Annotated in this window: 13 protein-coding genes, 2 tRNA genes and 3 rRNA genes; 8 read left to right on the top strand and 10 right to left on the bottom strand. The window is 59.2% G+C overall.

Annotated elements, in window-relative coordinates:
• Nucleotides 1–38: 38 nt before the first annotated feature.
• From ACZ5WW_RS14110 to ACZ5WW_RS14120, 3 genes are all read right to left on the bottom strand, one after another.
• On the bottom strand, nt 39–1,067 hold the full coding sequence (locus ACZ5WW_RS14110) for an SMP-30/gluconolactonase/LRE family protein (RefSeq protein WP_377172235.1): 1,029 nt from the start codon (nt 1,065–1,067) through the stop codon (nt 39–41).
• Between the two features lie 232 nt (nt 1,068–1,299).
• Nucleotides 1,300–2,697, bottom strand: a complete 1,398-nt coding sequence (locus ACZ5WW_RS14115; protein WP_377172237.1) for a Gfo/Idh/MocA family protein — start codon at nt 2,695–2,697, stop codon at nt 1,300–1,302.
• A 32-nt stretch (nt 2,698–2,729) separates the two neighbouring features.
• Nucleotides 2,730–3,581, bottom strand: coding sequence for a sugar phosphate isomerase/epimerase family protein (locus ACZ5WW_RS14120; RefSeq protein WP_377172239.1), 852 nt, complete (start codon nt 3,579–3,581; stop codon nt 2,730–2,732).
• A 228-nt stretch (nt 3,582–3,809) separates the two neighbouring features.
• Between ACZ5WW_RS14120 and ACZ5WW_RS14125 the strand changes: the two genes are divergently transcribed.
• The 4 genes from ACZ5WW_RS14125 (at nt 3,810) to ACZ5WW_RS14140 (ending at nt 6,136) form a co-directional block, all read left to right on the top strand.
• A complete protein-coding gene (locus ACZ5WW_RS14125) occupies nt 3,810–4,310 on the top strand; it encodes a LysM peptidoglycan-binding domain-containing protein (protein WP_377172241.1) in 501 nt (166 codons plus the stop codon).
• Nucleotides 4,311–4,402: 92 nt separating this feature from the next.
• A complete protein-coding gene (locus ACZ5WW_RS14130) occupies nt 4,403–5,014 on the top strand; it encodes a sigma-70 family RNA polymerase sigma factor (protein WP_377172243.1) in 612 nt (203 codons plus the stop codon).
• On the top strand, nt 4,998–5,642 hold the full coding sequence (locus ACZ5WW_RS14135; RefSeq protein ID WP_377172245.1) for an anti-sigma factor family protein: 645 nt from the start codon (nt 4,998–5,000) through the stop codon (nt 5,640–5,642). Before ACZ5WW_RS14130 ends, ACZ5WW_RS14135 begins: the two co-directional genes overlap by 17 nt.
• Nucleotides 5,639–6,136 (top strand): hypothetical protein, encoded by a 498-nt coding sequence (locus ACZ5WW_RS14140; RefSeq protein WP_377172248.1) that lies wholly within the window; start codon nt 5,639–5,641, stop codon nt 6,134–6,136. Before ACZ5WW_RS14135 ends, ACZ5WW_RS14140 begins: the two co-directional genes overlap by 4 nt.
• Nucleotides 6,137–7,229: 1,093 nt before the next feature.
• On the opposite strand, the gene rrf is transcribed toward ACZ5WW_RS14140, so the two are convergent.
• The 5 genes from rrf to ACZ5WW_RS14165 all read right to left on the bottom strand — a co-directional run bounded on the left by rrf (nt 7,230) and on the right by ACZ5WW_RS14165 (nt 12,376).
• Nucleotides 7,230–7,345: ribosomal RNA gene (gene rrf / locus ACZ5WW_RS14145) — 5S ribosomal RNA — on the bottom strand.
• Nucleotides 7,346–7,477: 132 nt separating this feature from the next.
• Nucleotides 7,478–10,322 (bottom strand): 23S ribosomal RNA (locus ACZ5WW_RS14150).
• 183 nt (nt 10,323–10,505) lie between these two features.
• A tRNA-Ile gene (locus ACZ5WW_RS14155) sits at nt 10,506–10,582 on the bottom strand.
• A gap of 12 nt (nt 10,583–10,594) precedes the next feature.
• Nucleotides 10,595–10,670 (bottom strand) — tRNA-Ala (locus ACZ5WW_RS14160).
• Nucleotides 10,671–10,830: 160 nt separating this feature from the next.
• Nucleotides 10,831–12,376 (bottom strand): 16S ribosomal RNA (locus ACZ5WW_RS14165).
• Together the 16S, 23S and 5S rRNA genes with 2 tRNA genes alongside form the textbook arrangement of a ribosomal RNA operon.
• A gap of 1,347 nt (nt 12,377–13,723) precedes the next feature.
• Between ACZ5WW_RS14165 and acnA the strand changes: the two genes are divergently transcribed.
• Nucleotides 13,724–16,495 carry an aconitate hydratase AcnA gene (gene acnA, locus ACZ5WW_RS14170; protein WP_377172039.1) on the top strand — a complete coding sequence of 924 codons (2,772 nt, stop codon included), beginning with the start codon at nt 13,724–13,726 and terminating at the stop codon, nt 16,493–16,495.
• Between the two features lie 120 nt (nt 16,496–16,615).
• Entirely contained in the window at nt 16,616–17,077 is a 462-nt protein-coding gene (locus tag ACZ5WW_RS14175) for a PH domain-containing protein (protein ID WP_377172036.1), read from the top strand.
• An 18-nt stretch (nt 17,078–17,095) separates the two neighbouring features.
• Here ACZ5WW_RS14175 and ACZ5WW_RS14180 read toward each other — a convergent pair whose 3' ends face one another.
• The gene (locus ACZ5WW_RS14180) at nt 17,096–18,016 is read right to left on the bottom strand and encodes a LysR substrate-binding domain-containing protein (protein ID WP_377172034.1); all 921 of its coding nucleotides are present in this window, start codon (nt 18,014–18,016) and stop codon (nt 17,096–17,098) included.
• A gap of 103 nt (nt 18,017–18,119) precedes the next feature.
• Between ACZ5WW_RS14180 and ACZ5WW_RS14185 the strand changes: the two genes are divergently transcribed.
• Nucleotides 18,120–19,256, top strand: a complete 1,137-nt coding sequence (locus ACZ5WW_RS14185) for an HlyD family secretion protein (protein WP_377172032.1) — start codon at nt 18,120–18,122, stop codon at nt 19,254–19,256.
• Between the two features lie 41 nt (nt 19,257–19,297).
• The gene (locus ACZ5WW_RS14190) at nt 19,298–20,896 is read left to right on the top strand and encodes a DHA2 family efflux MFS transporter permease subunit (protein WP_377172030.1); all 1,599 of its coding nucleotides are present in this window, start codon (nt 19,298–19,300) and stop codon (nt 20,894–20,896) included.
• 2 nt (nt 20,897–20,898) lie between these two features.
• On the opposite strand, the gene ACZ5WW_RS14195 is transcribed toward ACZ5WW_RS14190, so the two are convergent.
• The gene (locus ACZ5WW_RS14195; protein ID WP_377172028.1) at nt 20,899–23,352 is read right to left on the bottom strand and encodes an exopolysaccharide transport family protein; all 2,454 of its coding nucleotides are present in this window, start codon (nt 23,350–23,352) and stop codon (nt 20,899–20,901) included.
• Nucleotides 23,353–23,358: the final 6 nt, after the last annotated feature.

Below are 23,358 nucleotides of genomic sequence, written 5' to 3' on the forward strand. Positions count from 1 at the left end.
CAGCCGAAGATCAAGACGCCGTGCTGACCGAAGCAGCCTCAGCAATGATGAGCGCCTCGCGTGTTCACATGCAGCGAGTAGAGGCTCTGGGAGGCCGTGATGAACAGGCGGTTCCGCTTCGGCCCGCCAAAGCAGAGATTGCTGACGGTTTCGGGCAGCTTGATGTAGCCCAGCATTTTGCCTTCGGGATTGAAGACATGCACACCATCGTAGCCATCGCCAATCCATCCGGCGCTGGCCCAGAGATTGCCCTCCACATCGCAGCGGATGCCGTCTGAGTTGCCCTTCGCTTTTTTGTCCGCCAGTGCGCCTTTGTTGGTGGTGAAAACCTTGCCGTTTTTCACGGTCTTCCCATCCACATCATAGACGCGGATGTTTTTCGGCGAACCGGTGTCCACGATGTACACTTTCTTATAATCTGGCGAGAAGCAGAGCCCGTTGGGCTTCTCCAGATCCTCGGTGATCTTGGTGATCTCTCCGCCGGGATCGATGCGATAGACGGACTCTTTGAGGTGGAGCTCCCCTTTGTTTCCTTCGTAGTCCATCATGCTGCCGTAGCCGGGATCGGTGAACCAGACGGAGCCGTCTGCATGCACCGCGCCGTCGTTCGGGGCATTGAGCGGTTTGCCCTCAAACTTGTCCGCCAGCACGGTGACGCTGCCGTCCAGCTCATAGCGGACGACGCGGCGTGTGGCATGCTCAAAGGAGATCTGGCGGCCTTGCAGGTCGAAGGTGTTGCCGTTGCTGTTGTTGGCGTTGTTGCGCAGCACGGAGACATGTCCGTCCTCGGGCAGGTAACGCATCTGGGCGTTGTTGGGGATGTCGCTCCACACGAGGTAGTTGCCGGTGCCGTTCCAGGCAGGGCCTTCGGCCCAGAGCATGCCGGTGTGCAGGCGGCGGATGGGGGAGTTTCCCTGAATGAGTTTTTCAAACTCAGGCTCCAGCACGATGACATCCGGGTCAGGGTAGCGCTCCGGGGTCTGGCCTGACCAGTCGCGCGAGAGCAGGGTCGTGGTGGCGGCGGAAACGGCAAAGCTGGTGAGAAAAGTGCGGCGGCTGGTGTTCATGAAGCTGTGGTTGTAGCGAAGAGAACGTGCGATTGGCAAGGGATTTGGCGGGTGTTTTGAACTGGCCGGAAGAAGCCGCTGAAATCCGAGAGTTCAGCGGAGGGGGTTGGACACTTTTACCCGGTGAGCGCAAAGCCGCGCTGGCCGACAGGCAGGAGTGCCTGTCGTACTCCAGAAAAAAGCCCCGGCTGCATCGCTGCAACCGGGGCCAGAGTGAACCTGAACGGCGGGATTACACGATCTCAACGTTCTGGCGGCCGTGCTCGGCGTAGTCCTTGGCGGCCCAGCCGGGGATGGCGACGGGGTACCAGCCTTCGGCGTCGGGTTTGACCGGAGCCTCGGACTCGGGGGTGATGATGCTGGGCATGTGCTGCACCTTGCTGTTGAGCACGTCATCCCATTTCAGCTCTTTGCCGGAATAGGTGGCCATGCGCCCCATGAGGGCCGTCATGGTGGACTCAGCACCGTAGTAGGCGTTGTTCAGCGGCTTGTTTTCGCGAATGGCGGCCTGCAGGATGTCGTGCTCGGTCTGGTATGGATCCGGGTCGAGGCGTTTCGCGGCCTTGCCCTTGGCGTCGCCAATGTCTTTGCCGCCGGGGCGGTACTTCCAGATGGTGTTGCCCTTGTGGTCGTTGGCATAGCAGCGGCCGCCGTTGTCCAGATAGATCTTGCCCTTGGTGCCGGTGAATTCCTCGCGCACGGCATTGCTCACACCGGACTGGTGGCGGCACTGGCTGTTGATGCGCACACCGTTTTCATAGGTGTACTCCACGTAGTGGTGGTCATAAATCTGGCCGAACTTCTTGTCCACACGCTGCATACGGCCGCCCATGCCCTGGGCGCTGACGGGGTGGCCGCCGATGAACCAGTTGGCCACGTCGATGTTGTGGATGTGCTGCTCGTTGATGTGGTCGCCGCACAGCCAGGTGAAGAAGTACCAGTTGTTGATCTGGTAGAGGAGCTCGCTCTGGCCGGGAAGCTTGTCGCGGAACCAGATGCCACCGCCATTCCAGTACACCTGGCCGGAGACGATGTCGCCGATGATGCCCTGCTCTTTCACCTGCGTGAGGGCTTCCTTGTAGCAGTTCTGGTAGCGGCGCTGCAGGCCCACGACCACTTTGAGGTTCTTTTCATCGGCCACCTTGGCCATCTCCAGCACCTTGCGCACACCGGGGGCGTCCACGGCCACGGGCTTTTCCATGAAGATGTTTTTGCCGGCGTTTACCGCGGCTTCGAAGTGGTACGGACGGAAGCCGGGAGGCGTGGTGAGGATGACGAGGTCGCAGCAGTCGATGACTTTTTTGTAGGCATCCATGCCGACGAAGTTGCGGGAGTCGTCCACCTTGACCTTGTCAGGATTTTTGTCGCGCAGGCCGCTCAGCGCTTTGTCGGTCTTTTCTTTGAAGGCGTCTGCCACGGCGTGCAGCGTCACCCCCTGCTGTTTGGTGCTCAGAGCCTGATTGGCAGCGCCGGTGCCGCGGCCGCCGCAGCCGATGAGGCCGATTTTGATTTCATCGCTGCCGGCTGCCCAGGCAGACTGGGCGACGGTCAGCGCACTGGCGGCGGCGGTGGTGCCGATAAACTGGCGGCGGGAAGTGGCCGCAGCGGGAGTGGTTGTTGGTGTGTTCATGTTGGGATGAATGGCTGGGTGTGGGCTTGATCTCAGGCGAGCGCGTTTTTGATGAGCGCGAAGCCTTCGGTGTAAACTTGTTCGGTGCTCGGGAAGAAATCGCGCCAGACACGGGTGGCGGCGGCGAGGTCCGGCAGGGCGCTGCCAAAGGCCTCGATGGTCATCCAGCCGTCATAGCCGATTTTCTTGAGGTGCTTGATCTGCTCCACGATGTTGATGTGGCCACGGCCTGGGGTGCCGCGGTCATTTTCAGAAATGTGCACGTGGTTGAGCTTGCCGGAGGCAAAGACGGTGTCGATGGCGGCGATGGGGCTCTTCTCTTCGATGTTGGCGTGGAAGGTGTCGTACATCGTGCCGAAGTTTGGATGATCCACGCGCTTCACGTAGGCGGCGGCCTGCTCCATGGTGTTGAGCAGGTGGGCCTCAAAGCGGTTCAGCGCCTCGATGGCGCACTTCACGCCGGCAGCTTCTGCTATGGGGGCGATGGCGCGGTGCACCTCAGCAGCACCTGCGAGTTCGGCCTCCGAGGGGAAAGCGCCCGTGAACTGGCCCAGCACCTGGTAGTAAGGACCGCAGAGCGTCTGCACGCCGGCATTGTGCGCGCATTCGATGACGCGCTTGAGATGATCGATGGCACCCTGGCGGTTCGCAGCCACGGGGCTGATGGCATTGTGAGCCTCGTCCGGCAGCACAGTCACGGCGGTGCACTCGAGGCCATTGTCCTTGAGCACCTGGCCGATGCCCTTGAAATGGGCGGGGTTGCTGACGTCGAAGATCGGAACCTCGACCCCATCATAGCCGGTGGCCTTGAGTTTTTCGATGACAGGGTAGTTAGCCTCGGTGATGTGGCCGGAGTAGAGAAGAAGATTGAAGCCGATTTTCATGGGGTGGGACGCGAAGCTAGGGAATGCCAGGCCTATTGGCAAGACCTGTGTCGGAAGATTTCCCCGCTCAGGCACAACGCCTCGGCCACGCGCACTATTGCGCCAACCTGCGGAAATCGCAGCTCAGGCGCATGAGCGGCAAATTTGGCATTGAAAAGGATGCGCCTGATTTCATTAGTGGCTAGATTACCGGCCCCGCGTGTTTGCTCGCTGGAACCTCGCCCTACCATGACTGCTCTTCGAATCCTTGCGCTGTCCGCCTCCTGCCTTTTCCTGGCCTCCTGTGAGAACTTGAAAAAGTCGGGCAGCAGCGATCCCTACGCATCAAACTACGGCAATGACGGGCACTACAACCCCTACCCGGGTCAGAGTGGCTACGCCTCCTCCTCGGCGCCGAAATACCAGACACCGCCAGCCCCGCCCTCTCTGCCACCGGAGCCGGAGCCCCCGGTGAACCCTTATGCCTTCAGCAGCTCGAAAAAGGTGACTCCTCCCAGCAGTTCAGCCGCGCCCAAGAAAAGCAGTGCGTCTGGCAGCTCTGCCAAGAAAAAAGCCACGGCGTCCAAGAGCTCGGCCAAAAAATCCGGCGGATCGCGGTACACGGTCGCCAAAGGCGACACGCTGTCTGCCATCGCCCGGAAAAAGGGCACTTCCGTTTCCAAGATCAAGGCCGCCAATGGCCTCAGCAGCGATCTGATCCGGCCGGGTCAGAGCCTGAAGATTCCCTGATTCAACGTCCGCTGCACTTTTTGGCTCCAAAAAGTGCTGAGACCTGAATAAATTTCCACTCAAGGTCGTCAATCCTTCGCCATCAAACATCCATGCCTGCCTCAGCCTCGACTGACCCTGGCGAAGTCTCCGACCTCGACTTGGTCAAGCGCAGCCAAGCTGGCGACACACGGGCCTTTGACGTCCTCGTCACTCGCTACCGTGGGAGGATCTACGCCATGACCTACCACCTCATCCAGAACGAAACCGAAGCCTGGGATCTCGCCCAGGAGGCCTTCATCAAGGCCTGGCGTGCGCTGCCGACGTTCAAGCATGATGCGGGGTTTTACACCTGGCTCTACCGGATAGCCCACAACGTCAGCTATGACTGGCTGCGGAAGAAAAAGATCCAGGGGGATGGTGAATTTGATGACGAGCGCACCGAACACCGTGTCGCCGCCGGCGCAGAGGCGGCGCCGAAAGGGGACCTCGCGCCTGACACGGCGCTGCGCAACGCCGAGCTCGGGCAGCGTATTCAGGAGGCCATCGCCAAGCTCTCGCCCGAGCACCGGCAGGTCATCGTGCTGCGGGAGGTGGAGGGGCTCGCCTATGAAGAAATCGCCGCTCTGATCCCCTGCTCCCTCGGCACGGTCATGTCACGTCTCTTTTACGCACGCAAAAAACTTCAGGAACAACTCCACGACGTTTATGAAACATCCCTCTGAAGAACATGATCTCATCCGCTGGATAGATGGCGAGATGAATGAAACCGAGAGCCGCGCGTTTGAGACCCGCCTCAAATCCGACCCGGTGCTCGCCAAAGAAGCTGCGGAAATGCGCGCACTCAGCGCCAGCCTCCGCACCCACCTGCCTGCAGAAATGCGGGTGCCGCACGCAGATTACTTCAACACGCAAATCGGAGTGCGCATCACCCAGATGGCGCTGGATGAAGCACGCGCCAGGCAGGCTGCCCCTGGCCTTGGCAGCCTGCTGCAATGGCTGCGGAAGCCCTGGTTTGCAGTGGCAGGTGCCGCAGCCCTCGCAGTGCTGGGCTTCGTGGTGCTGAACCCTGAAAACGGGGGGGCCTCCGAAAGCATGATTCTCAGCTCCTACACGCCCAACACGCATGTGCAGGCACGCACCTACCACGACGATGCTGCGGAAGCCACCGTGCTGATGCTGGACGGCCTGGATGCCGTGCCTGCGGAAAGAAAAGTGTCTGGAATCCATGTCGGGCGCAGTGAGGTGGAACCCGAGCTGGCCTCAACCACGATGTACAACTCACAGGGCGCCGCAGTGCTCATGATTTCGCGTGACGCGCTAGGCAATCCCCTGCTCACCCCGCGCGGATGAAATTCTTTCTCCCAGCGCTGACGTTTGTTTTTCTCACGGCTTTTGCCCAGGGGCAGGGGCAGCCTGCAGCCGTGGTTTCCTCCGTCAAGCACGCGACGGACGGGCATGTCTGGGGAGCGCTCATTTTCGCCACCAATGATGCCAGCCAGCTGACAGGAGCCAAGGAGCCTATGCAGGCTGAGCTGCCAAAGCTGAATGAGCGCCTCTCGAAAGTATTTCCGTACAAACACTTCGAAATCCTGGGCCAGCACCGTCAGGACATTTTCCGGGAGTATGAATCGTGGGTCGTTCCCTCCCGGGATCTGTTCATGAAGATAGACTCCAAAGGTCCAGCCGAGCGTGGCGGGGTCAATCTGCACCTCCAAGTCTGGCGTGAGCACCAGGTGCTGGTCAAAAGTGATGCTGTTTTGCGCAAGGACAGTCCTTTGTTTATCGGCGGCCCTCCCTGGAAAGATGGGCGTTTGATTTTTGTTCTGTTTCTGGAGGGCAAATAAGCAGGCTCCAAGCGAAGCCTGCCGAGCATTGAGACGGGCGTTTCCTCTGTTGAGACCGCATGGCGGCAGTATGCAGACCAGCTGCTTTGAATGTGCGTGCAGAGCGACGTGTAAACACTACTGACAAAAGATCTGCCTTCAGGGACTCAATGAGTCAGTGGCCGCCGTCACGCGTCGTGTTACACCACGCACAGCTGAAAACGGGTCTCATGGGTGAAAGCCAGCATTCCATGCGGCCAGCCCGCGCTCTGGAGGAGTGGGATCGTCCCGATCCCACACGTTCCCGCATCGCCCAGCGCCCTCGCAGATCCACAAACACGCTGCAGGTGGGGGGATCAAGATGATCCCCCTCCGTCGCTGCGGCGAAGCCTCAGGCGGAGTGGGATCGTCCCGATCCCACACGTTCCCGCAGCGCCCTGCGTCTTCGCAGATCCACGAACACGCTGCAGGTGCGGGGATCAAGATGATCCCCCTCCGTCGGATCGTGCCTCCACCTTCAGACCCGTTTTCATCGCATCGTGGTATGAGACGCTTGTTGTGGTGTTCTTGCGGTTGAGCGGGGCAAGGGGAATCTCAGTCGTGACGTGACAGGTCTGGCAGGGGGGGGCAGCCAGCACTACCCATGCTGGGCAAGCGCGTGCCCGGCGCAGGCGATTTCGGCTGGCTGCGGGAAAGGCGCTCCGCCGGCGATCATTGCCCCGGTTACAGGACGCGACACGCTGTGGCGCTGGGGGCTTCGCATCCGCCGGCATGACTGCGCGCAAAACACCTTGCCGTTGGGCAGGCAGTCTCTGCCGCGAAAGTCATGGGCTCCGACGGCTGCTGGCTGGGGAAAGCCAGCGCTGCCTGTGCTGGGCAGACGCGTGAGGCGGGGAGGCGTGTCCCCTCAAGCCTGCGCTGGGTGATGCGAGGCTGGCGTTTCGGCAATGATTTTGGAAGACGCCGCCAACGCACAGAGGTTTCAGGCGTTTGAGCGGCCGGGCTGGTGCCGGCGGGCCGCGTTTTTGCCCGTGGTTTGCGGCAGGCGCGGCTGGGATGGGATGGGGGCACAAAAAACCCCGCATCCTTTTGAGGGGATGCGGGGTGATGTTTAATCTGGCAACGTCCTACTTTCGCATAGCCTTTCGCCATACTATCATCGGCGCAACAGCGTTTCACTTCCGTGTTCGGAATGGGAACGGGTGGTACCACTGTGCCATGGTCACCAGACTGCGGCCCATGATGCGGTGAGGCATATGAACCGAGTGTCTGGAGACACTCAGGGAGTGTTCTCTGACAACTGCATACAGGGAGAATCAAAATTCGATTGAGCCTGGAACCAGGCTTCAGTTTGAAATGGAACAATGCAAGACAAACGGATGATTAGTACCACTAAGCTGAACACATTACTGTGCTTGCACCCGTGGCCTATCAACGTGGTAGTCTTCCACGATCCTTCAGGGAAAGCTTATCTTGGGATGGGCTTGGCACTTAGATGCTTTCAGCGCTTATCCCTTCCGCACATAGCTGCCCAGCGATGCTCTTGACAGAACAACTGGAACACCAGAGGTGCGTCAATTCCGGTCCTCTCGTACTAGGAATTGAACCCCTCAACTTTCCTGCGCCCACAGAGGATAGAGGACCGAACTGTCTCGCGACGTTCTGAACCCAGCTCGCGTGCCGCTTTAACCGGCGAACAGCCGGACCCTTGGGACCTTCTCCAGCCCCAGGATGCGACGAGCCGACATCGAGGTGCCAAACTTCATCGTCGATATGAACTCTTGGATGAAATCAGCCTGTTATCCCTAGCGTACCTTTTGTCCGTTAAGCGATGGCAATTCCACATTAAACCACCGGATCACTTTGGCCTGCTTTCGCATCTGTTCGACTTGTAGGTCTCACAGTTAGGCTGGCTTATGCCAATGCACTCAACACGTGATTACCAACCACGCTGAGCCAACCTTCGCGCTCCTCCGTTACTCTTTGGGAGGATACCGCCCCAGTAAAACTGACCGGCTGACATGGTCCCACATCCAGATTCATGGACTGCGGTTAGATCGTTCAATACCCAAGGGTGGTGTTTCATTGACGACTCAGCATGACCCGAAAGTCATGCTTCAAAGTCTCCCACTTACGCTAAGCATGGAAACCAAACGACCAGTGACAGCTTACAGTTAAGGTGCATAGGGTCTTTCCGTCCTTCTGCGGGTAAGCAGCATCTTCACTGCTAATACAATTTCACTGAGCCCCTCGTTGAGACAGCGGACAACTCGTTACACGATTCGTGCAGGTCGGAACTTACCCGACAAGGAATTTCGCTACCTTAGGACCGTTATAGTTACGGCCGACATTCACGGGGACTTGGGTTCAGAGCTTCGCCTTGCGGCTAACCCCTTGCCTTAATCTTTCCGCATTGGTCACGTGTCACATCGTATACTTGGACTTTCGTCTTGGCACAATGCTGTGTTTTTGATAAACAGTCGGTTGTCCCCTTTCACTGCGACCCAAGCAAGCTTGGGCATCCCTTCTTCCGAAGTTACGGGACTAGATTGCAGAGTTCCTTAACGAGGTTTCACTCTTTCGCCTTGGTATATTCTACCCACCCACCTGTGTCGGTTTGCGGTACGGGCGGCCATGGAAAGGGCCACAACGCTTTTCTCGGTGGTCGGATCAAAAGACCGGATTTGGGTTGCCCCGCCTCCTTCTGCCACTTTCAGCCGGCATGCTTTCTCAATTTCCACGCACGTGTGGTTTAACCATAGCCGGTTTGGGAATATTAACCCAATGTGCATCGCCGACGCCATACGGCCTTGACTTAGCTCCCGACTAACCCTGGGACGAATATCGTTGCCCAGGAAACCTTGGGTTTACGGCGGGGCGGGATTTCACCGCCCTTAACGTTACTTATGTCTGCATCCTCACTTCTGTGAACTCCACGGTCAGTCGCCTTCACGCTTCGACGCTCACAGAACGCTCCCCTACCACTGAACGATCCGTAGACCGTTCAATCCAGAGCTTCGGTATGCCGCTTGATCGCCAATCATTTTCGGCGCGAGATCTCTCGATGAGTCAGCTATTACGCACTGTTTAAATGGTGGCTGCTTCTAAGCCAACATCCTCACTGTCAAAGAAATCTCACCTCCTTTCCACTTAGCGGCATTTGGGCACCTTAGCTGCAGGGCTGGGCTGTTTCCCTTTCGACAATGAAGCTTATCCCCCACTGTCTTACTGCCATGCTACATTCGAGGGTATTCGGAGTTTGATTGAGTTTGGTAGACGGGTATGTCCCCTAGCTCATTCAGTGCTCTACCCCCCTCGATCAGCGCATGACGCTGCACCTAAATACATTTCGGGGAGAACCAGCTATTACGGGGCTTGATTAGCCTTTCACTCCTACCCACAGCTCATCCGAGAACGTCTCAAGGTTCACCAGTTCGGTCCTCCACGTCGTATTACCAACGCTTCAACCTGGCCATGGGTAGATCGCCTCCGCTTCGGGTTCAGCCCGTGCGACTTGTCGCCCTGTTCGGACTCGCTTTCGCTCCGCCTCCGTCCCAGAAGGACTTAGGCTTGCCACACAGACTGACTCGCAGACTCATTTTGCAAAAGGCACGCCATCACCGGACAAGCCGGCTCTGACACCTTGTAGGTATGTGGTTTCAGGTACTATTTCACTCCGCTCACGGCGGTTCTTTTCACCTTTCCCTCGCGGTACTTGTTCACTGTCGGTCACTAGCTAGTATTTAGCCTTATGCCGTGGTCGGCACATATTCACACGAAATGCCACGTGGATCGTGTTACTCTGGGAATCCCTAGGCGTTGTCGAGTTTTCGGTTACGGGCCTCTCACCCTCTTTGGAGCGATTTTCCATTCGCTTCACCTAACTGTTCAACTACCACATCGGGCCCCGAACCCCGGAGGTAAACCTCCGGTTTAGGCTGGTCCGCTTTCGTTCGCCACTACTGACGGAATCGCATTCGCTTTCTTTTCCTCGCCTTACTGAGATGTTTCACTTCGGGCGGTGTTGCGTCGACGCTCCTATGTATTCAGAGCGTCACGTGATGAGATGAATCATCACAGGTTATCCCATTCGGAGATCTCCGGGTCAAAGCCTGCTTGCGGCTGTCCGGAGCTTATCGCAGCTTACCACGTCCTTCATCGCCTGCTAGTGCCAAGGCATTCACTACATACCCTATAAATCTTGCATTGTTAAAATCCATTTCATGTGACGGGCTTTGACACCCGCCGAAATGGTTTCGCCTGATTCTTAATTTTACTTATCTTTTCGAAACCTGTTGGTTCTCAAGATGGCTCAATTGAATTTGTTTTTTCTACCCTATATACAGTTGTCAAAGAACAGAATCCCAAAAAAACAGATGTGCACAATGAATGGTGGGCAGGACTGGACTCGAACCAGTGACCCCCGCCTTATCAAGGCGGTGCTCTAACCAACTGAGCTACATGCCCGCTGATCATTGATGGTGGAGGTTAGGAGACTCGAACTCCTGACATCAAGCTTGCAAAGCTAGCGCTCTACCAACTGAGCTAAACCCCCGCTCAAGGCACAGAAAACAGAAAAACTAAATTGTACGCTGCGGCTAGTGGCGCGCAGTAAAAGGTTTTGCGGTGATTTTCATCATTCGCACACTTTGCCGTTTCCAGCAGTCAGTGTCGACCTTGTCCATTGTGGCGTGAGCCTGGACAATTCTCCATAGAAAGGAGGTGATCCAGCCGCAGGTTCCCCTACGGCTACCTTGTTACGACTTCATCCCAGTCACCAGTCTTGCCTTAGGGCGCTGCCTCCTTGCGGTTGGCGCACGCACTTCGGGCGAAACCAGCTTCCATGATGTGACGGGCGGTGTGTACAAGACCCGGGAACGTATTCACGGTACCGTAGCTGATGTACCATTACTAGCGATTCCAGCTTCATGGAGTCGAGTTGCAGACTCCAATCTGAACTGAGCCCAGTTTTATTGATTTCCTCCACCTCGCGGTCTCGGTTCACATTGTACTGGGCATTGTAGTACGTGTGCAGCCCTGGTCGTAAGGGCCATACGGACTTGACGTCATCCCCACCTTCCTCCTCGTTGATCGAGGCAGTCTGATTCGAGTGCTCGGCATACGCCGGTGGCAACAAATCACAGGGGTTGCGCTCGTTGCGGGACTTAACCCAACATCTCACGACACGAGCTGACGACAGCCATGCAGCACCTGTGCAAAGCGGGTATTGCTACCCTATACGGCTTTCACCGTAGACACAATGCATGTCAAGACCAGGTAAGGTTCTTCGCGTTGCATCGAATTAAGCCACATACTCCACCGCTTGTGCGGGTCCCCGTCAATTTCTTTGAGTTTTAATCTTGCGACCGTACTTCCCAGGCGGCACGTTTAACGCGTTAGCTCCGGCGCGGACGCGGTCGATTGCGCCCACACCAAACGTGCACCGTTTACTGCCAGGACTACCGGGGTATCTAATCCCGTTTGCTCCCCTGGCCTTCGTGCCTCAGTGTCAGTAACTGCCCAGTGACCTGCCTTCGCCGTTGGTATTCCTCTCGATATCTACGCATTTCACTGCTACACCGAGAATTCTAGTCACCTCTTCAGTACTCTAGCATGGTAGTATCGGATGCTGTTCCGAGGTTGAGCCCCGGGCTTTCACATCTGACTTACCACGCCACCTACGCACCCTTTACGCCCAGTGATTCCGAACAACGCTTGAGACCTCTGTATTACCGCGGCTGCTGGCACAGAGTTAGCCGTCTCTTCCTCTTGTGTTACCATCAATTTGCAAGACTATTAACCTCGCAACCTTGTTCACACATGACAGGAGTTTACAATCCGAAGACCTTATCCTCCACGCGGCGTCGCTCCATCAGGGTTGCCCCCATTGTGAAAGATTCTCGACTGCTGCCACCCGTAGGTGTCTGGACCGTGTCTCAGTTCCAGTGTGGCTGGTCGTCCTCTAAGACCAGCTACCCGTCGTAGCCTTGGTGGGCTTTTACCCCGCCAACTAGCTGATAGGCCGCGGACCAATCGGAAAGTGGCAGGCCTTGCGGTCCCTGCCTTTAGTTTTTCAACCACATGCGGTATTAATCCAAGTTTCCCTGGGCTATCCCCCGCTTTCCGGAATGTATCCACGTGTTACGCACCCGTTCGCCACTAGACCACCGTTGTATTGCTACTCCGATGATCCCGTTCGACTTGCATGTCTTATCCACGCCGCCAGCGTTCGTTCTGAGCCAGAATCAAACTCTCCAAAAATTTTGGTGCTGACTTAATTTATAAGCCAGCCAAATTGACTGCATCTGTTTAAACCACAGATGCCTGCGCACTTATTCGCGCAGCGCACAATTTAGCTTTCTGTTTTCGAACAGCTGAAACTCGGTTTGACCCTCGTTCCGCTGCTTCTGTGTTTTCTAAAAGATCGTTTCTGATTCAATTGGAAATGAGCGACTTGAGTCTCTTATTTCCTTTTTTCTCAGCCCGCGTTTTTCGCTGCGGGTTGGGATAGTAGAACAGGTCTAAGACCCTGCAACTACATTTTGACGTTTTTGTCGAAAAACCTTCACTTTTTTGCACCCAAACCGCCTTCCAATGCCGATTTTGACTCCGAAAAGGGCGTTTTTTGCGCCGTTTTTCACCCCTTCGCAGACCCAACAATGCCAACCCTCTTTTTCTCGCGTTATGCCTACGTACGAGGCTTCCAAAACGTGCCTCCCAGAGCCTCGAAAAAGTCGTGTTTGAGCGGCTGATTCCCCTCGATTGAGGTTTTTGGTGCTAAAATCGCGTTTGGGCTGATTTTTTGTTCCAAAAAGCCTGCAAATTGGGTTCGCCGGCGGCTGAATCAGCCTCGAGTCAGCTTCAAAAGAAGGTTTTGTGGCTGCATCTGGCCTCGATTCGGTCTGCTTTTCCTTCTCGTATCCTGTTTGTCCTCTCAGACTGACGGCTCAAATAGCTTACATGTGGGTGCGAGCATGGCGCGAAGGGTGTTAAACGCAGCATTCGCACCTGATGACGGAAGTCCTTTATAAGCGAACTTAAGGGAACTAAAGCTCTCATCACTTGCAGCCCCCCCTCCGATCGACTTTCTGACGTCACTGCCGCGCCACCACGCGAGACAACTGCCTGCTTGCAGCAATTCCCAAAACTCGTTTCCGGTCACACTTGGCTTCGTTGCTCGGCCATCGTGGACTTCGGGCGACGGCGGGCTGAGGACGGCCGCTTCTTACCTCGGGCTGAGCCAACGCAAGCCCGGCGCGAGTTAGAGCGCTGGGTCTCCCAAACGCCAGGAGCGTCGCCAATCACTCGCTTGCCGAAAATCCATTGGGGAACCGCTCTCACTTCGCGCGCCACCCTTTACCCGTTTTTGGATGCTGTCCAAAACCACCCTCTATCCAGCTCCTCTCCCGTTTTCCGCCAAAGTCCCGCTGCATTCTTCATCTGCCCTGCATTCCAGTCCCTGCCCCACCCTTCTGCTAACCAGCCGCTTCTTCCTCTCTATTCCACCCTCACTTCTACCCTGCCCTCTAAAGAGCAGAATACGAGTCGGCCAAAAAAAGGGTGTCATTCCTGCTACTCTTGCTATTTCGTTGGCCGCTACTCATCCCAATGAACACCCCTCTTACCTTCACCACAGGTTCCGGCGCCCCCGGCAAGTATTACTCTCTTCCTGCACTGGAGACAGCCGGCGTCGGCAAAGTTTCCCGCCTGCCGGTTTCCATCCGCATCGTGCTGGAGTCCCTGCTGCGCAATCTGGACGGCAAGAAGGTCACCGAGGCAGATGTGAAGAATCTCGCCAACTGGAACGCGAAGGCCCCCGGCGAATATGAGATCCCTTTCACCGTCGCACGCATTGTGCTGCAAGACTTCACTGGCGTGCCACTCCTCGTCGATCTGGCGACGATGCGCTCCAAAGTCAAGGAACTGGGCAAGAACCCGAAGATGGTGGAGCCCCTCGTGCCGGTCGATCTTGTGGTCGACCACAGCGTGCAGGTGGACTTTGCTGGTACGCAGGCTGCGCTGAATCAAAACCTTGAGCTTGAGTTTGAGCGCAACAAGGAGCGCTATCAGTTCCTGAAGTGGGGTGAGCAGGCTTTTGACACCTTCAAGGTGGTGCCTCCGGGCATCGGCATCGTGCATCAGGTCAATCTCGAATACCTCGCCAAGGGCGTGTTGGAGAAAGACGGCGTCTATTATCCCGATTCTCTCGTCGGCACCGACTCGCACACGACCATGATCAACGGCCTCGGCGTCGTGGGCTGGGGCGTGGGCGGTATTGAGGCTGAAGCAGGCATGCTCGGCCAGCCTGTGACCTTCCTCGTCCCTGAAGTCGTGGGTGTTTACCTCAAGGGTGCGCTCAAGGAAGGCGTGACCGCCACGGACCTCGTGCTCGAAGTGACCCAGAAGCTGCGCAAGCTCGGCGTCGTGGGCAAATTCGTCGAATTCTACGGCCCTGGAGCTGTCAGCCTGCCTGTCACAGACCGTGCCACCATCGCCAACATGGCCCCTGAATATGGCGCGACGATGGGCTTCTTTGGCGTGGATGAGGAAACGGTGGCCTACCTGCGTGGCACTGGCCGCAGCGAAGAGCTTTGCAAGACCGTCGAAAACTACTACAAGGCGCAGGGCATGTGGGGAATCCCGACCGAGAAAGGCTCGCTCGAGTTCACCACCGAGATGGAGATGGATCTCAGCACCGTCGTCCCCTGCGTTTCCGGCCCGAAACGCCCGCAGGACCGCATCGAAGTGCCTGCATTGAAATCCAAGTTCAACGACCTGCTCGTAGCCGATGTGAAGGCCGGTGGCTTTGGCAAGGCCCCTGCCTCCCAGGTCGTCGAGCACCTCGGTACCTCGAAGGCCGACGGCATCGATGTGACCGGAGCCGCAGCAGGTGTGGATGTGGTCTCTGACAAGACCTTCTATGAAGTGACCGTGGACTCCAAGGGTGGCATCAAGGACAGCATCACCGACGGCAGCGTGCTCATCGCCGCCATCACGAGCTGCACCAATACCAGCAACCCAAGCGTCATGCTGGCCGCAGGCCTCCTGGCCAAGAAGGCCAACGCCAAGGGCCTGACTGTGAAGCCTTCCGTCAAAACCAGCCTCGGCCCAGGCAGCCGTGTGGTGACGGATTACCTCAACAAGACCGGCCTTCAGGTCGAGCTCGACAAGCTCGGCTTCCAGACCGTCGGCTACGGCTGCACCACCTGCATCGGCAACTCCGGCCCGCTCGACGCCGGCATTGAAGACGTGGTCAAAGGCCAGGACGTCGTGGCAGCCAGCGTGCTCTCCGGCAACCGCAACTTCGAAGCCCGCGTGCACCAGAGCATCAAGGCCAACTTCCTCATGAGCCCTCCGCTCGTCGTCGCCTACGCCATCGCCGGCACGGTGGACATCGATCTGAGTAAAGACGAGCTCGTCCCCGGCAGCGGCGTCTATCTGAAGGACATCTGGCCCACGCTCAAAGAAGTGCGTGATGCCATGGAGTCCGCCCTCTCCCCGGACGTCTTCCGCAAGCTCTACACCGACTTTGCCTCGCAGAATCCGAAATGGAACGAGATCAAGGGCAGTGTGGGCGATGTGTTTGAGTGGGACACCAAGTCCACCTACATCCAGCACCCGCCGTTCTTCGCTGATTTCAGCATGACGCCCGGAGACATCACCGAGATCAAAGGCGCCCGCCCGCTGGGCATCTTTGGCGACAGCGTCACCACGGACCACATCAGCCCGGCTGGTGCGATCAAGAAGGCCAGCCCGGCCGGCCGCTTCCTGCTGGAGCACGGAGTCGCCCAAGCCGACTTCAACAGCTATGGCAGCCGTCGTGGCAATGACCTGGTGATGACCCGCGGCACCTTTGCCAACGTGCGCATCAAGAACCTCATGCTGGGTGGCAAGGAAGGTGGCGACACCCTCCTGCAGCCTGCGGGCACGGAAATGAGCATCTATGACGCTGCCGAGGCCTACAAGGCCGCTGGCACACCCACGATCGTCATCGGTGCGGAAGACTACGGCATGGGCTCCAGCCGCGACTGGGCCGCCAAGGGAACGCGTCTGCTCGGCGTCAAAGCCGTCATCACCAAATCCTTTGAGCGCATCCACCGCAGCAACCTCGTCGGCATGGGCGTGCTGCCCTGCAACTTCAAGGACAAGGCTGACTACGACAAGGTCAAGGACCTCAGCGACGCCACCTTCGACATCCTGGGCCTGAGCAACGACTTCAAGCCCATGAGCGAGGCCACCCTGCGCGTCCACAAGGCCGACGGCAGCAGCTTCGATGTCCCGGTCATCGTCCGCATCGACACCCCCGTCGAGATCGACTACTACCGCGCCGGTGGCATCCTGCCCTACGTGCTCGCGCAGATCCTGCGTGCCAATGCGTAATGCGTAAGACGAGCCTCCAAGCTCGTTCTGCCCCTGGAAACAACTCATCCGGCAGCCCGCAAGGCTGCCGGATTTTTTGTGCCCGTTGCATCTGGCTGCACACAGAGCACCGTCTGTCTTATGGACACCACACTTGTCTTCCCCATCATCCCTGCCAGTGCCAAGTCGCTTTGGGTTCTCGCCATCATCGCGCTGGTGCTGCTGCTGGGGGCCGCGCTCCTGGGCTATCTGGCATGGTCCACACGGCACGTCACCTGCACCGTCTCCCATGAAGGCCTGCGCATTCAGGGAGACTTGTATGGCCGCCTGATTCCGCTGCGGTCTCTCCAACTGGAGAAGGCGGTGGTAACCAATCTCAGGCAGGACAAGGAGCATCAGGCCAAATGGCGCACCAACGGCACCGGGCTGCCCGGTTATGCCTCCGGCTGGTTCAAGCTGCGCAACGGGGAGAAGGCCCTGCTCTTTGTGACCGATCCCACCCGTGTGGCACGCATTCCCACCACCGAGGGTTACAGCGTGATGCTGAGTGTCAGCGAGCCCGCAGCCCTGATCGATGCGCTGAAGCGGCAAAACGGGCCTTAAAACGGCCCTGCGGGCCATTCACCGCACAGCCACCTGGCTTTCGACCTTTTTGGCCTCCTCCTCCACGATGCCCAGAAACGTGTCCCGCAATGCGGAGGGGAAGTTCTCGTCATAGACCGCACAGAGGTCGTAGTGCAGGCTTTTGTCAGTCACGAGCAGCGCTGCACAGCCTGGAGTGCCCGTGCGTTCGGCGATTTTCGGGATCAAAGCCACTCCAGCTCCTGCGGCGACCATCGTCACCAGATTCTCCGCGTTCGAGGCCGCGCTGCCAAACTGCGGCAGAAAGCCGATGCTGCGGCAGATTTCCCGCGTCCACACACGCTGAGCGTCGCTGCCATACATGAGGATGTGCAGAAAGGTCTCGTCCTCCAGCTCGCGCAGGCGCACGGTGCCGCGCCTGGCCAGGGGGTGATGCTCCGAGACCAGCACGATGAGCGGGCTGCGCAGGATGTTGCGCACCACCAGTTTTTTGGCCGCCGAGAGCTTGGCAAAGATCTCCGGGATGAAGCCGATGTGGACACGTCCTGCGGCGATCTGCGCCAGCTGGTCTGAGGGGCCCGTCTCCTGCACGCTGATCCGCGCCTTGGGCAGGGCCGCATGCAGCCGCGTGAGGCAGGCCGGCAGAAAGCTGATGGTCAGCGGCCCCATGGAGCCCACACGCAGCTCCCCGGTGGTTCCCGCCGCAGCCTCTTTGGCACGCGCCACGGCCTTGTCCGCACGGGTCAGCACTGCACGCGCCTCCCGCAGAAAGACCGTGCCAGCGTCCGTAAGCGCCACGTGGTTCCGGTTCCTCTCCAGCAGCTGCAGGCCCAGCTCCTCCTCAAGATCTCGGATCTGCGTGCTCAGAGAGGGCTGCGCCAGCCGCAGACGCGTAGCCGCACGGCTGAAGCTCAGGGCCTCCGCGACGGCGACGAAGTAGCGCAAATGACGCAATTCCACCCAGCAACTTATAGCTTTTAGCTATCACACGCAAAGGAAACAAGTCATGTCCGGCAGGGGGGCGGTGAGGGATGATGGTGCCGAAACAACACCTCTGAAAGACATGAGCACCCTAACCCTGACTGCCAAGACCCTCGTCCACGACGACATCGGGCTCGAAGAAGCCCCGGCACCAAGCTCCCGCAGCGCCACCAAGCGGCGCAGGCTAGGCACCCGCGCCCGGCTGCTGCTGCTCGGCATCCCCCTGCTGGCCTTGGCCGTGGCCTCACTTGCCTCCTGGCTGGCCTATGCGGCCAAGTTTGAGGAAACCGACAACGCCTTCATCGAGGCGGACGTGCACCCCGTGAGCAGCCGCATCACCGGAGACGTGCTGGAGGTCCTTGTGCAGGACAACCAGTTCGTCACCAAGGGCCAGCCGCTGGCAAAGCTGGACCCGCGTGACTACGAAATGAAGCTGGCCTTTGCCAAAACCTCCCTGGAGCAGGCCACCGCGCAGATCCCCCAGGCCGAGGCCGCCCTGGCACGGGCTCAGGCTGCCGGGCGGGAGGCCGCTGCCAAGGTGGAGGTGACCGTAGCCCAGCTGGAGAAAGCCCGGCTCGACTTTGACCGCGCTGAAAAGCTCTTCACGACCGAAGGCAGGGCCATTTCCAGGCAGGATCTCGACAGCGCCAAGTCCGCCTTTGAGGCCGCGACCGCCAGCCACACGGCGGCCTTAGCCGCCACCGAGGCCTCCGCCGCAGGGGTGCGCGCCGCCGAGGCAGATCTGGCCGTGGCCAAAGCCGGACGTGACCACGCCCAGGCAGTGCTGGACGACGCTGAGCTCCAGCTCTCCTACACCGTGCTGCGTGCGCCAGAAACTGGCCGCATCGGCAAGCGCACCCTCCAGACCGGCCAGCACGTGCAGCCCGGGCAGGCCCTGCTGGCGGTCGTCTCCCAGGACACCTGGGTGGTGGCCAACTTCAAGGAGAACCAGCTCTCCCAGATGCGCCCCGGCCAGCCGGTGGAGATCAAGATCGACGCCATCCATGGCCAGAGCTTCCAGGGGCAGGTGGACAGCTTCTCTCCGGGCACGGGTGCCAAGTTCACCCTGCTGCCTCCTGACAACGCCACCGGGAACTTCACCAAGATCGTCCAGCGCCTGCCGGTGAAAATCCGTCTCGCTGCCGACCAGACGAAAGCCTTCTCCGCCCAGCTCTCCCCAGGCCTCTCGGCCATCGCCACCGTGCGGGTGAAATCCTGAGTTCGCCTTCGAGAATCCCAATCCTCCACCCAGAAACCGCCATGACGCGAAGCCCTGCACTTTCCATGCCGCTGGACGATGTGCCCACGGCTTCCCGCGAGAACCTCCGCAACTGGGTGGCCGTGCTAGGCTCCCTGCTGGGCGCCTTCATGGCGGTGCTGGACATCCAGATTTCCAACTCCTCGCTGCAAAACATCACCGGGGGCATCGGAGCCACGCTGGATGAAGGCTCATGGGTCTCCCTTTCCTATCTCGTGCCGGAGATCGTCGTCATCCCGCTGTGCGGCTGGCTGGCACAGGTCTTTGGCATGCGGCGCTACCTCATCTGGAACAGCGTGCTGTTTCTCGTCTTCTCCATCTGCTGCGGTTTTGCGTGGAATCTCTCCAGCATGATCGTCTTCCGCGCCCTGCAGGGCTTTACCGGCGGCGCGCTCATCCCCATGGCGTCCACCATGGTGCTGCTCAAGCTGCCTGCCTCCAAGCAGCCCGTGGGCTTTGCCCTCTTCGGCCTCAGCGCCATGTTTGCACCGGCCATCGGCCCTACTGTGGGCGGCTGGATCACCGAGAACTACTCCTGGCCGTGGATCTTTTACATCAATCTGGTGCCCGGCATCCTCCTCGTGGCCGCCATCGCCTGGGGCCTTAATGCCACGCCCATGCAGCTGCCGCTGCTAAAGAAGGGAGACTGGACCGGCATTCTCTTCATGGCGCTCGGCCTTGGCTCGCTCACCGTTTTTCTGGAAGAGGGCACGCGGGAGGACTGGTTCGGCTCCGGGTTCATCACACGCCTGGCCATCCTCGCCGCCATCACGCTGCCGCTGTTTGTCGCCATTGAGCTGATGCGCAAGAAGATCACGCCCGTGGTGAACCTGCGCCTCTTTGCACGCCGGAATTTCCTGCTCGGCAGCATTGTGAACCTGGTGCTGGGCCTCTGCCTCTACGGCTTCATGTATCTGCTGCCCGTCTATCTGGCGCAGATCCAGGGATACAACGCCATGCAGATCGGCTCCACCATGATGTGGGTGGGCCTGCCTCAGCTCGTGGTCATGCCCTTCATGCCGCGTCTCATGCAATGGTTCGACAAGCGCGCCATCGTCGCCTTCGGCCTCGCACTGTTCGGCCTCAGCGCCATGATGATGAGCACCATGAGCGCCGACACCGCGCACGACCAGCTGGTGCTGCCGCAGATCGTGCGCGCTCTGGGTCTCACCTGCATCATCGTCCCGCTCTCCCTTATCACCACCGGCGGCATTGAGACGCAGAACGCCGCCAGCGCCTCGGGCCTCTTCAACATGCTGCGCAATCTCGGCGGTTCCGTTGGCATCGCCATGCTCTCCGCCCTGCTCACCCGTCGCGAGCATTTTCATTCTCATCATCTCGGCGAAGCGATCAGCCTCTACAATCCGCTCACTCGCGACCGAATCGCCGCCATTACCCAAAATCTCATTTCCCAGGGCATCGATGCCGTCGGTGCACAAGACCGCGCCCTGCATCTGCTCGATGCCACCGTGCGCAAGCAGGCCTTCATCCTGGCCTTCAACGACTGCTTCCATGTAGCCGGGCTGCTCCTTCTGGCCATGATCCCTCTCATCTTCCTGTGCACCAAGACGGCTGGCTCAAGCGCGGCGGGCGCGCATTGAGATCAACCCCCGTTCACCACCATGCCGCGCAGGGCGCTGGAGGACATCATCGGCTGCAGCAGGGCCAGCCCGGCGCGCAGCTGGGCGGGCGTGGTCTTGGCGGGGTTGTTGACGATAAGCACATCGGTCGCGAGCGGCGCAAGTGGAGCGACGTTCGCAAAGCTGTTCAGCAGCGGCGAGGCATCCAGAATGATCCAGTCCACCTCCGTTTTTGCCCGCTCGATCCAGCTGCGATATCCGTCGAGCAGTTCATTCGTGGCATGGGCGGGCAGGTCGCAGCCGGGCAGCAGGAAGAGATTGCTGTGCCCGTAGCGCAGAACACTCAGATCATTCGCATACGCTCCGTAGCCCTGCATGGTGCGCGGGAACCACTGGTGCATCGTGGGGGAGGATGGATTGCACTCCATCATGAACACCCGGCGGCCCTGATGGCAGAAAGCGGCGGCCAGTGCGGCGGAGACCAGCGTCTTGCCTTCGCCTGTGCCCGCGCTGGTGATGAGGACCACCCCGGCGGTGCTGCCACGGCTCATCGCCTGCTTTTCGAGTGTGCTGGTGAGCTGATGCAGCGCACTGGAGGCCCCGAGGGGCTCCGGCTTTAGCAGCTCTGAGAGCATGGCTTCGGGGCTGGAACCGTGCACGTAAGGCAGCCGGGCCAGAACGGTGGCTTCACCGCTGGCAGGCTTGATGACCGGCACCTGGCGAGTTTGCGGCTGCGGCACTGCCTGCAGCGGGTGATTCACCGCAGGCAAAACTGGCGTAGGGGCAGCTTTGGCGATGGCAAAGGGAGATGCTGGCGGTGGCACCGGCTGAGCAGGATAGCCGTAGCCATAGGCAGTGTGCTGCGTCTGATCTTGCGCCGCAGGTTTTTCCACCTTGGGCCGGAAAAGCTTCCTCACATGATCATCGAAGATGCCCCAGCCAACGGGCAGTCCCAGAAAGGTGATGCCGAAAAGCATGATGGCGGCGGCCGCAGCAAGAGGCTTGCTGGGTTTCACAGGCTTTTCCGGCACCATGGCCACATCCACCACTCGCAGCATGCCGCTGTCACGGAACTGGCTTGTCAGCGCGGCCTGGCTGCGGCGCGCCTCGATTTTTTCGTAGAGATCACGGTCCATGCGCACCTGATCGCGCAGCAGGTTCAGCTGCACATTTTTGCCATTGACGTCCAGAGCCACGCCGCGTGCCTCCTCAAGCTGACGGCGATAGTCGGCAAGCTGCCGCTCCTGGGACTCCACCTCGGCCTGGATGATACCCACCACATTGCTGACCGCATGGTCCAGCCCCGCGCGCAGTGTTTCGATTTCATTTGCCAGCGCGATCATGCGCGGGTGCTTCCTCCCGCACGTCGCCTCCAAAGGCGCGCGCTCGGCGATCTTGGCGTCGAGCTGCTTGCGGATGAAGCTCACGTCGGCGTTGTCTGCGAAAACTTTGAGCTCGGTCAGGTCACGGCCGGACTTCTGCGCAGCGGCAAGGTCTTTGAGATCGCTTTTGGCCTTGGTGAGCTTCAGGTCGGCATCCGTGATCGCGGCGTTGAGCTGCCGCACCTTTTCATTGGACACCTCCTTGGATTCCGAGTCCTCCATGAGGCCCTCTTTCTTTCGGTACTCGGCGAGTTTCTGCTCTGATTCACGCAGGCGCTTCAGCAGCTCTTCGGATTTTGACTCGAGGAAGGTGGAGGCATCGGCACTCAGCTGCCCCTCCTGCTCCGCCACATAGCGGGTGTAGTCTTCAACAAACCGATTGGCCAGCTCTGCTGCGAGCTTCGGATCGCGATCCCGGATTTGCACCCGGAGCATGTGCGACTCTTTGAGCGGCTCCACACGCACATTGGCAATCATCAGGTCAATGAAACGTTCGCGCGGGTCGCCGGGCTTGCCTGGCTTGTAAAGCCCCAGCAGCTTGAGCAGTTCGTCCTTGCGGCCCAGCGAGTGGGCCTCGCGGTCAAGCAGCGCGTCGCGGTCCTTCGCCGGGAAGTGGTCGTAGAAGTAGCTCAAAAAGCGTCCGGACAGCAGTTCCGCACGGTGGTTGTTGATCAGCTGCACCGCGCTCAGCTCGGTGACTCCGCGCCCGGACATGGCGTCAAACTTGAACGGATTGGCGTCCTGAATGCGCAGGAGCAGCTGCGATTCAGCCTCATAGATTTTCACCCCCATGCCGAGGTAATAAAAAGTGAACGCCGCCAGCATGAGCCCAAGCAAGGCCGCCCGCAGCCAGCGCTTGCGGATGTAGCCTATGACGTCGACCAGGCTGATGAGCGACTGCACCTCAAAATCCTGCGGATTGATCGGCGGCAGGAAGGCACGCGGATCAAACACAGGGGAAGAGCCCGGATGCGCGGGCATGGTGATGGACGGCGCCAGCGGCGCCAGCCCACGCGCTGGTGCGAGGGCGAGCATAGCCCCAAAGCCGTCCTTGGGGGCGGCGTTTGAAGGTTGAATGCTGTAGGAAATGGCCATATGAAA

This window comes from Prosthecobacter fluviatilis (genome assembly GCF_055388355.1).

Bases quoted from the DNA above. Each gene is read 5' to 3' on its own strand.
- ACZ5WW_RS14135 (WP_377172245.1), top strand. From the start codon at position 4,998: ATGAAACATCCCTCTGAAGAACATGATCTCATCCGCTGGATAGATGGC.
- ACZ5WW_RS14175 (WP_377172036.1), top strand. From the start codon at position 16,616: ATGGACACCACACTTGTCTTCCCCATCATCCCTGCCAGTGCCAAGTCG.
- ACZ5WW_RS14190 (WP_377172030.1), top strand. From the start codon at position 19,298: ATGACGCGAAGCCCTGCACTTTCCATGCCGCTGGACGATGTGCCCACG.
- ACZ5WW_RS14130 (WP_377172243.1), top strand. From the start codon at position 4,403: ATGCCTGCCTCAGCCTCGACTGACCCTGGCGAAGTCTCCGACCTCGAC.
- ACZ5WW_RS14140 (WP_377172248.1), top strand. From the start codon at position 5,639: ATGAAATTCTTTCTCCCAGCGCTGACGTTTGTTTTTCTCACGGCTTTT.
- ACZ5WW_RS14115 (WP_377172237.1), bottom strand. From the start codon at position 2,697: ATGAACACACCAACAACCACTCCCGCTGCGGCCACTTCCCGCCGCCAG.
- ACZ5WW_RS14110 (WP_377172235.1), bottom strand. From the start codon at position 1,067: ATGAACACCAGCCGCCGCACTTTTCTCACCAGCTTTGCCGTTTCCGCC.
- ACZ5WW_RS14120 (WP_377172239.1), bottom strand. From the start codon at position 3,581: ATGAAAATCGGCTTCAATCTTCTTCTCTACTCCGGCCACATCACCGAG.
- ACZ5WW_RS14185 (WP_377172032.1), top strand. From the start codon at position 18,120: ATGAGCACCCTAACCCTGACTGCCAAGACCCTCGTCCACGACGACATC.
- ACZ5WW_RS14125 (WP_377172241.1), top strand. From the start codon at position 3,810: ATGACTGCTCTTCGAATCCTTGCGCTGTCCGCCTCCTGCCTTTTCCTG.
- ACZ5WW_RS14195 (WP_377172028.1), bottom strand. From the start codon at position 23,352: ATGGCCATTTCCTACAGCATTCAACCTTCAAACGCCGCCCCCAAGGAC.
- acnA (WP_377172039.1), top strand. From the start codon at position 13,724: ATGAACACCCCTCTTACCTTCACCACAGGTTCCGGCGCCCCCGGCAAG.